This window comes from Sulfurimonas sp. (assembly GCF_023229105.1).
Taxonomy (GTDB): domain Bacteria; phylum Campylobacterota; class Campylobacteria; order Campylobacterales; family Sulfurimonadaceae; genus Sulfurimonas.
This window is the reverse complement of record NZ_JALNZY010000081.1, coordinates 1-9045: the sequence shown is the minus strand read 5'-3', so window position 1 is coordinate 9045 and position 9045 is coordinate 1. Positions and strand designations below refer to the sequence as shown.

The window sequence follows — 9045 nt, the reverse complement described above, 5'->3', positions numbered from 1 at the left end:
CAAACATGAAACCTGCCTTGATGACTGCTATTATCGTGACATTTGCTCATACTGTCGGGGAGTTTGGGGTAGTTTTAATGGTGGGAGGAAGTATCCCCGAGGAGACAAAAGTGGCTTCGGTGGCTATTTATGAGATGGTAGAAGTGATGGATTACGGTGCGGCGCATATTTATAGTGCCATCATGCTGATAATTAGTTTTTTGGTACTCATTAGTGTCTATATTTTTAACGCTAATGTGAAAAAGATTGGACAATAGCATGATAACAATCAATATACAAAAAGCACTTTATGGAAGTAGCGCAGAGATGAACTTGCAAGTAGATTTGAATATAGCACAAAATGATTTTGTAGCACTTGCAGGGCAAAGTGGAAGCGGAAAAACCACACTTCTTAGAATCTTAGCCGGTCTTGAAGACTCAAGAGGAGTTATACAAGTAGGAGATGAGATTTGGCAGGATAGTGATAAAAAGATACATTTAGCTCCTCAAAAAAGAAAGATAGGTTTTGTATTTCAAGATTATGCACTTTTTTCAAATATGAGCGTAAAAGACAACCTTTTGTATGTCAAAAAGGATAAAGCCTTAGCATCACACCTTTTAGAAATCACAGGTCTTACTTCGTTTAAAAACCGCTTTCCAAATACCCTAAGCGGCGGGCAAAAACAGAGAGTGAGCTTGTGTAGGGCTATGATGAACTCTCCAAAACTGCTTTTGATGGATGAGCCGCTCTCTGCTCTTGATCCGCAAATGAGAACAAAACTGCAAAACGAGATACTCTCTTTACATAAAGAGTTTGCTACCACCACTATCATGGTAAGCCATGACCCTAGCGAGATATATCGTCTAGCAAACCGTGCGGTAGTTCTTAACCTAGGGCAAATCATAAATGACGGCACACCAAAAGAGATACTCCTTCAAACTAGCGGTTCGGCAAAATTTTCTTTTGAAGGGGAGCTTCTTGACATCATTAAAGTTGATGTTATTCATGTGGCTGTCATCGCTATTGCTCAACAAATAGTAGAAGTCGTAGTAAGCGAAGAAGAGGTCGGGACACTATCGATAGGACAGACGGTTCGTGTTGGCACAAAGGCTTTTAGTCCGATTATTAGCGGCTAATATTGCAATACTCCAGATATATATACTATAAATAAATAACTTAAGGGTAATTAATATAGAATTTATCTATAGTATTACAAAATTAAATTGGCGAAATTGTAAAATATAAAAATTGTCGATGCTTTTATCAGGATTGTTCATGACTAACAACCAAAAAAAATCTATCATTAATTTTGGATTAAATAAACTCAAATCTATTCTGGATATAAATAGCAATAACATTGTCAGCTCCTTTTTTAAAAGAGCTCTCTTCTCCGTTATATTTATCAGCATAATAAGCACTATATTTATAATCAATTTTCAACAGTACACCTTTTATACATCCCTAGCAGACGAGATTAGAACAAATGTGGATGAGAGATTGGATAAGTACAGCGAAAACCTAAAATTCACAGATATGAAAATACTTAAAGAAGATGTTAAAGTATTAATGGAGCAACTCGGATTTATTACTATTGAAATATATGATGATAAAAAAGAGAAGTTTTTCAAAGTCGCTTCTGCAGAAGAAAAATTTGCAAACAAACTAAAACTCATTCAAACCGACTACAAGCTTATTGGGCATAATTTTCCGACATCTAAAAAAATGAATTATAACTTTTTTGAAATTTCAGATAAACATAATTTTATGCAGATTTTCTACCCTATATATAAATCAAACAGACTACTCGGGTATATCGAGGGTATCTCTTATATAGAACCAATTGTCGTTGAAAGATTTAAACAAGGCATATTTACAACAATAGTAACCGTAATGTTGACAATATTTATTTTTTCTCTTCTGATATTTCCGCTCATATATTTTGCATATAAAAAGCTAAATGCACACAGACTAGAGCTTTTATCTAGCAATATTATGACGATTAATACTCTGGGTAATGCAATTGCCCTTAGAGATAGTGATACAAATGAGCATAACTACAGAGTAACTCTCTACGCAATTAAATTTGCACAAAGCATAAATCTAGACAATGAAAATATTAAAGTGTTAATAAAAGGAGCCTTTTTGCATGATGTTGGAAAGATAGGAATATCCGACAATATCCTTCTAAAAAATGGAAGTTTAAATGAGGAAGAGTTTGAAATAATGAGAAGCCATGTGGTTAAAGGAGTTGAACTTGTCAACGATGACAGTTGGCTAGAAGATGCTAAGGCTGTAATTTTATATCACCATGAAAGGTATGACGGAAGCGGTTACCCAAACAAAGTAAAAAACAAGGAGATACCAATTACAGCTAGAATATTTGCTATTGTTGATGTATTTGATGCACTAACTTCAAAAAGACCTTATAAAGAGCCGTTTAGTTATGAAAAAAGTATCGAGATTTTAAAAGATGGTTATAATAGCCAATTTGACGGGGAGTTGTTAAATCATTTTATTAAAATTTCCAATAAACTATATACAGATGCCAGACTAAAACAAAAGGAGGAGCTAAAAAAAGAGCTCGAGAGTCTAATAAAAAAATACTTTTTAGAGTAGCCTTTTTTTTCTTTTTTCTTTAGTTCCTTTTTAGATGCAACACAGCGCCGCTAAAGAGGTTTAATCAGATATAAACCTTTGCTAAATATAAGTCAGATTCAACTATAATAATAGAAACAAGTATAATACTAAACTATTGGAAGAATTAATAAGTGAATTGGCTAAATTTTTTTAAACCTAAAACAGAACAGAAGCACTTCTTCGGAAGAAGCATCAACGCAAATCTATCCAAAGATGAGGAAGATTTGTTCAACAAAGCAGACGAAGCTTTTGAGGCAAAAGATATACTAAGTGCTTATGAATACTTCTTCAAATCTCTTGAAAACTTCTCTAGTGGCAAATCAAACCAAAATATCCTAATCACAAAAAATGAAGATAAACTAAACTTTGAAATATTTCAAGGAACAGCGAGAATAATAGGAACAATAACTAAAGATAATTTCTACGCAGAAGCCATTTTGACAAAAAAAGCAGCGGCAAATGTCGCACTAAAACGCTTAATTTTAGAGAGAAACTACCAACTGACATACGCTTACTACTTCAGCGATAAGGAGTATATAAAACTAAAACTTTTTCTTGATAACATAACCATGACCCCGCAAAAGGTCTTTTTCCCACTGCGTGAACTTGCTCTTAATGCAGACTTTGACAAGGAGCATATAAGAAGCGAATTTTTAGATATACCCATTGAGGATATAGCACATTTAAAGATCATGGATGAGGATGAGTTGCGGTTCAAATATGACTTTATGCGCAGATGGATTGATGAAGTAAATGCAAAGATAGCCACCCTTCCATCAAACGATAATGCAGCCATGCAGTCGTTTATACTTCTTTATCTTATGTTTAAAATAGATTATCTACTCGTACCAAAATATAGCATGTTTCAAAAGTCAAGCAAAAAAATTCTAGAGTATTTTAGTGACGAAGACCTAACTGTTGAGTCAAAAAATGAGGAGATTAGAGAGTATATAAATGAACTAAGTGAGATGAGTTTTGATCTGTTTAAAACAAACTTCTATGATGCTAAATATACCTTCAACCCTAGCGACAAATCTGCTCATGAGGATATAGAAATTTTCATAACGGAATCGCTAGCAAAAATTAGATGGTACAAAAACAACAGATACAATCAAGTAATCCCAACAATGTATAAGTATATAGCACTCTATCTGCTCTACAACTATGGGCTTCATCCGGTAACAAAGGCTCTTCTTCACACCCTAGTAGAGATTCAAAATACGGACTTTTTTAAAGCTCTTGGCTATAAAACTCTTTACGATGAGCAAAACTCGTCATTTTCAAAAAGAGCTGTTATCTCAAAGATAGAAAATATTATCTCGCCGCATCAAAGCCGATATAAGATGCTTAAACCTTTTGGAGACAAACTTAACTTTACATCCCTAAACGAGTTTAGCAACAGCTTTTATCTGCAACTTAAAAATCTTAACTTTGAAAAGATATAGCCATGAATATACAAGCCATACTAGAGAGTTACGCCGAAAATATTATACAGATTATGACACCATACGGCAACGGCACTGGGTTTATCGTTGATGATTTAATTGTTACCAATTCGCATGTAGTTGCGGGACTTAAAGAGGTTGTTATCAGTGCAAAAAAGATTAAAAGAAGCATCGCAAAAGTCGTCTATGATGATGCATATTTTGATCTTGCTTTTATAAGTTTTGATTTTAAAAAGCCTAAAAACCAGTTTATTCTCTCAACTAAAAGTGTACAAAACGGCGATACAGTAGTTGCCATAGGTCACCCTTATGGGCTTCATTACAGCGCTACCGAGGGAATAGTCTCAAAAGCTTCAAGGATATACGGGGAACTTGAATATATTCAGATTGATGCCGCTATAAATCCGGGAAACAGCGGCGGACCACTTTTAAATACGGACGGGGAAGTTATCGGCGTAAACACATTTATCATACTAAACTCAAATAATCTAGGCTTTGCGCTCCCCTATTTTTACGTTGATGAGGCGCTTAAGAGCTACAAAAATCTTAACAGCGAAAATATTATTAAATGCTCCTCATGTAAAAACTTAATCAAAGAAAATAGTATCAAAAACTACTACTGTCCTGAATGTGGCGTAAAACTAGAGATTGCAAAACTGCGAGCAAAGGGGTATAAACCTACAGGAAGCACTAAGCTTCTTGAGGAGATTTTAGGCTCTTTAGATGTAAATGTTACACTTGCTAGAAGATCTCAAGCATCATGGAGGATTGAGCACGGAACTGCGCGCATTGAGATAAACTACTATGACAACGGAATTATTATAGGGGATTCAAAGCTTTGCGTTATCCCAAAAGAAAATATAGCGCAAATTTATGACTTCTTGCTCAATGAGAATGACAAACTATCATATCTGCGCTTCTCTATTAACGAAAATTTTGTATATTTATCTTATATTATAATTGACTCGTCTTTAACGCTAAAAGAGGGGAAAACCGCAATAGAGAGGCTTTTTAAAAAAGCAAATGAGTATGATGATATCTTAATAAATAAATTCGGCGCTATAAAACAAAAACGAGATGAAGAGGATGAATAATAATGAGTAAATTTTTAGAGTTTAAAGTAGATTTGAAGAGTTTCATAAAAGAGTTAAATGAGAGAGTAGAGAATAACAACAAAAAAGTAGAAGAACTTTTAAAAATAAAGCAGAAAAATTTTGCAAATTTTGTGAAACCTTTAGAGCTAATGGATGAGTTTTTGGGGCAGTTTTTTACTCCGCTATCACACCTAAACTCTGTTAAAAACACAAAACAAACACAAAAGATATACGCAGCATCTCTGCCGATTATTACCGAGTATTCCACAAAACTCTCACAAAACATAGAGATTTACAAAGCTTACAAAGATATACAAAAAAAAGAGCAAAAAAGCCTGAATCAGGAGCAAAAGAGAGTTTTAAAACTTAATATTTTGGGCTTTGAGTTAAGCGGTGCGCATTTGGATGATGCAACAAAAGCTAGACTTCAAGAGATAAACATAAAAAAGAGTGAACTCTCAAACAACTTCTCTCAAAACCTCCTAGATGCGACTAATGAGTATGAGTATATCGTATGTGACGCAAAAGATGTCAAGGGGTTACCGCAGAGTGATTTACAGAGTGCAAAATTTAAAGAAAACGGCATCACTAAATATAGATTTACGCTTCAGATGCCATCATACATAGCCTACATGACGTATGGAGGAAATGAAAAAATAAGAGAAGAACTCTACCGTGCATATGTAACAAGAGCACCACAAAATGCACAAATTATTGATGAACTTTTATCCCTAAAATATGAGATGAGTAAACTTTTAGGATTTCAAAACTATGCCGAGTATTCACTCGCTAGCAAGATGGCAAAAGATAACAAAAGCGTTATCGTTTTTTTGGAAAAACTTATTAAAAATTCTATAGCGCAAGCAAAAAAAGAGCTCCAAGAACTCCAAGAAATATCTAAAAAACCGTTACAAAGTTTTGATAGCGCATACTACAGCGAGCTTCTCAAAAAAGCCAAGTATGAGCTTGATGAGGAGGAGTATCGTCCCTACTTTGAACAAAAGAGTGTTTTAGAGGGAATGTTTGAATTCTTAAACAAACTCTTTGGAATAAGCTTTAAAAAGATAGAAGAAGAGTTGTGGCATAAAAAAGCAATCTCTTATGATTTGCATGTAGATAACAGATTAAAAGCGAGGCTTTATCTTGATTTGGAAACGAGAAAGGGCAAACAAGGAGGTGCGTGGATGAACAACTTTCAAACCCACTGCCAAGATGAGGATGCTAATGAGCAGCTTGCATCTGCCGTTATCGTATGTAATTTTCCTCCCTCTTCTAGCAAAAACCCTTCGCTCCTAAGACATGATGATGTGGTAACTCTTTTTCATGAGATGGGACACGCTTTGCATCACATGTTAAGCAATGTCGATGAAAATGGAGTAAGCGGTGTAAATGGCGTGGAGTGGGATGCGGTTGAATTTCCATCGCAATTTTTAGAAAACTTTGCCTATGAACCGAGTGTATTAAAACTCTTTGCGTGTCACTACAAAACAAAAAAGATACTCCCGGAGGAGATGATAGAGAGGTTAGTAAAAAGCAAAAACTTTCTCTCAGCACTCGGAATGCTTAGACAGCTAGAGTTCTCTCTTTTTGATTTTAAACTCCACACAAAACTCTATCAAGGTAACGAGATTCAAAATCTTTTGGACTCCATTAGAGAAGAGACTGCACTTATAAAACCGCCTTTATACAACAAGTTTCAAAATGGTTTTTCACATATTTTTTCAGGCGGTTATGCTGCTGGTTATTATAGCTATAAATGGGCGGAAGTGTTAAGCGCAGACGCTTTCTTTAGTGTAACTCAAGAGGGAGTATTTAACTCAGATATCGCTAAAAAATATCTTCATATAATCTTAGAAGGCGGCGGCGCAAAAAGTATGGATATCCTCTTTGGGGAGCTTATGGGAAGAGAACCAAACCCTGATAATCTGCTTCGTTTAAATGGAATTATATAGTTGAGATACCTATTCTTGGTTCTGTTGTTTTGTGCAACACTTTTTGGAGAGAAGATTTTGAAGATAGCAACATATAATGTAGAAAATCTTTTTGACTTACAAAAAAGCGCTTATGAATATAGCGAGTATGTTCCTAACGGCACATCAGGCTGGAACCAAAAAAATTACAAAATTAAACTGAAAAATATTGCACAGGTTATTAAAGATATAGATGCAGATATTATCGCCCTTCAAGAGGTTGAGTCCCTACAAGCACTCCTTGATTTGAGGTTTGCGCTTAAACAAAACGGACTATATTATCAATACTACAGTATTGCGGATAAAAAAAACAGTGTTATAAAAGTAGCGCTTCTTAGCAAAATCCCGTTTATCTACTCCAAAGAGATAAGTGTGACACAAACGTATGCATATAGAAATATACTAGAGGCAAAATTAAAAATAGACAATACCGAACTTTATATTTTTGTAAATCACTGGAAATCAAAAGCTGGAGCAGAGAGCATGAGAATAGTCTCTGCAAAAGCACTTAAAAAAAGAATTTCAGAGATAGGATTTGATAAAAACATCATTCTACTTGGGGATTTTAACTCTGATTATGAAGAGTATTTAAAATTCAAAAGAAAAAGAAAACATAATGACACCGACGGAATAACTGGCATAAATCATATACTAGGAACTATTAACCAAAGAGATTTCGCCAAACATGTTAAACACTCAAAAGAGAGTTTTTACAATCTTTGGTATGATACCGATACTACAAAGAGATATAGCTACATCTTTAGAGGGGAAAAAGAGGTGTTGGACAATATACTTGTATCTCAGGCTCTTCTCAAAGATAAAGATGCCTCATATCTTCATGGAAGCATTTCAAATTTTAACAAAGAGTATCTCTTTAAGGGGGAAAATATTTATAGATGGGAAATTTCTCGTGCGAAAGTAAGAAAACATAAGGGTAAAGGCTACTCTGATCACCTGCCTGTAACGGCTAAATTCAGAGTCAACTAAGACACCAATTAATCTCTTTTTTGCTATGAGATTTAAGATAAAAATTACTTTGTGAAAATGGTTTAGAACCAAAAAAACCACGATAAGAAGAGAGAGGTGAGGGATGCGGCGCTTTTAATATAAGATGCTTGTGCATGTCAATGAGTCCCTCTTTTTTTTGTGATGGATTTCCCCATAAAATAAAAACTAAATTTTCATATCTGTGAGACAACCTACTAATAACAGAATCAGTAAATCTCTCCCACCCAATATTTTTATGTGAATTTGGTTGAGCTTCAACCACACTAAGAATACTATTTATAAGTAAAACACCCTGCTCTGCCCACTTGGTAAGATTACCCTCTTTAGGCATGCTGCAATTTACATCATCATGCAACTCTTTAAAAATATTAACCAATGATGGAGGGATTCTGCACTCATTGCAAACTGAAAAAGCTAATCCATTTGCCTGATTATGACCATGATAAGGGTCCTGCCCAATTATTACAACTTTAACATCATCCAAAGGAAGCAGATTAAAAGCTCTAAAAATATTTTCATATTTGGGAAATACAGTTTTTGTTTCATACTCTAAGTCTATGAATTTCTGAAGTTTTATAAAGTAATCTTTTGATAATTCATCTTCTAAGAAAATATACCAGTCATTATTAAGTACCATGCGAATCCTATAAAAATAATTAGTTGATTATATATAAATTTTATTTCAAATAGATAATAAAGCAAATTTAGACAGTAAAAAAATTAAATTGAAGTTATATGAAATTAAATATTATTATTTAGTTAAAAGAAGAAGTCGAGTAAGAAGTAAAAATGATCAACTAGGCAGCGACCTACATTTCCAATCCTGCAAGGATCAGTATTATCAGCGATGAGAGGCTTAGCTTCTGGGTTCTGAATGGAGCCAGGCGTTTCCCTCTCTCTATAGCCACCTA

At 34.4% G+C, this 9045-nt stretch carries 7 protein-coding genes, 1 rRNA gene and 1 pseudogene; 7 read left to right on the top strand and 2 right to left on the bottom strand.

Annotated features, from left to right (window positions below):
* The 7 genes and pseudogenes from M0Q17_RS09585 to M0Q17_RS09555 form a co-directional block, all read left to right on the top strand.
* Positions 1-257, top strand: a pseudogene (locus tag M0Q17_RS09585) (ABC transporter permease subunit); the annotation flags it as partial.
* A 1-nt stretch (position 258) separates the two neighbouring features.
* The gene (locus M0Q17_RS09580; RefSeq protein WP_295086294.1) at positions 259-1116 is read left to right on the top strand and encodes an ATP-binding cassette domain-containing protein; all 858 of its coding nucleotides are present in this window, start codon (positions 259-261) and stop codon (positions 1114-1116) included.
* Positions 1117-1255: 139 nt separating this feature from the next.
* On the top strand, positions 1256-2596 hold the full coding sequence (locus M0Q17_RS09575) for an HD domain-containing phosphohydrolase (protein WP_295086292.1): 1341 nt from the start codon (positions 1256-1258) through the stop codon (positions 2594-2596).
* 152 nt (positions 2597-2748) lie between these two features.
* On the top strand, positions 2749-4062 hold the full coding sequence (locus M0Q17_RS09570) for a hypothetical protein (protein ID WP_295086290.1): 1314 nt from the start codon (positions 2749-2751) through the stop codon (positions 4060-4062).
* 2 nt (positions 4063-4064) lie between these two features.
* Positions 4065-5156, top strand: a complete 1092-nt coding sequence (locus M0Q17_RS09565) for a trypsin-like peptidase domain-containing protein (RefSeq protein ID WP_295086288.1) — start codon at positions 4065-4067, stop codon at positions 5154-5156.
* 2 nt (positions 5157-5158) lie between these two features.
* Positions 5159-7108, top strand: a complete 1950-nt coding sequence (locus tag M0Q17_RS09560; protein WP_295086286.1) for a M3 family metallopeptidase — start codon at positions 5159-5161, stop codon at positions 7106-7108.
* Positions 7109-8113, top strand: a complete 1005-nt coding sequence (locus M0Q17_RS09555; protein ID WP_295086284.1) for an endonuclease/exonuclease/phosphatase family protein — start codon at positions 7109-7111, stop codon at positions 8111-8113.
* Here M0Q17_RS09555 and M0Q17_RS09550 read toward each other — a convergent pair.
* Positions 8106-8771, bottom strand: coding sequence for a uracil-DNA glycosylase (locus M0Q17_RS09550; protein ID WP_295086282.1), 666 nt, complete (start codon positions 8769-8771; stop codon positions 8106-8108). The two genes, M0Q17_RS09555 and M0Q17_RS09550, sit on opposite strands and share 8 nt — an antisense overlap.
* A gap of 159 nt (positions 8772-8930) precedes the next feature.
* Positions 8931-9045: ribosomal RNA gene (gene rrf / locus M0Q17_RS09545) — 5S ribosomal RNA — on the bottom strand.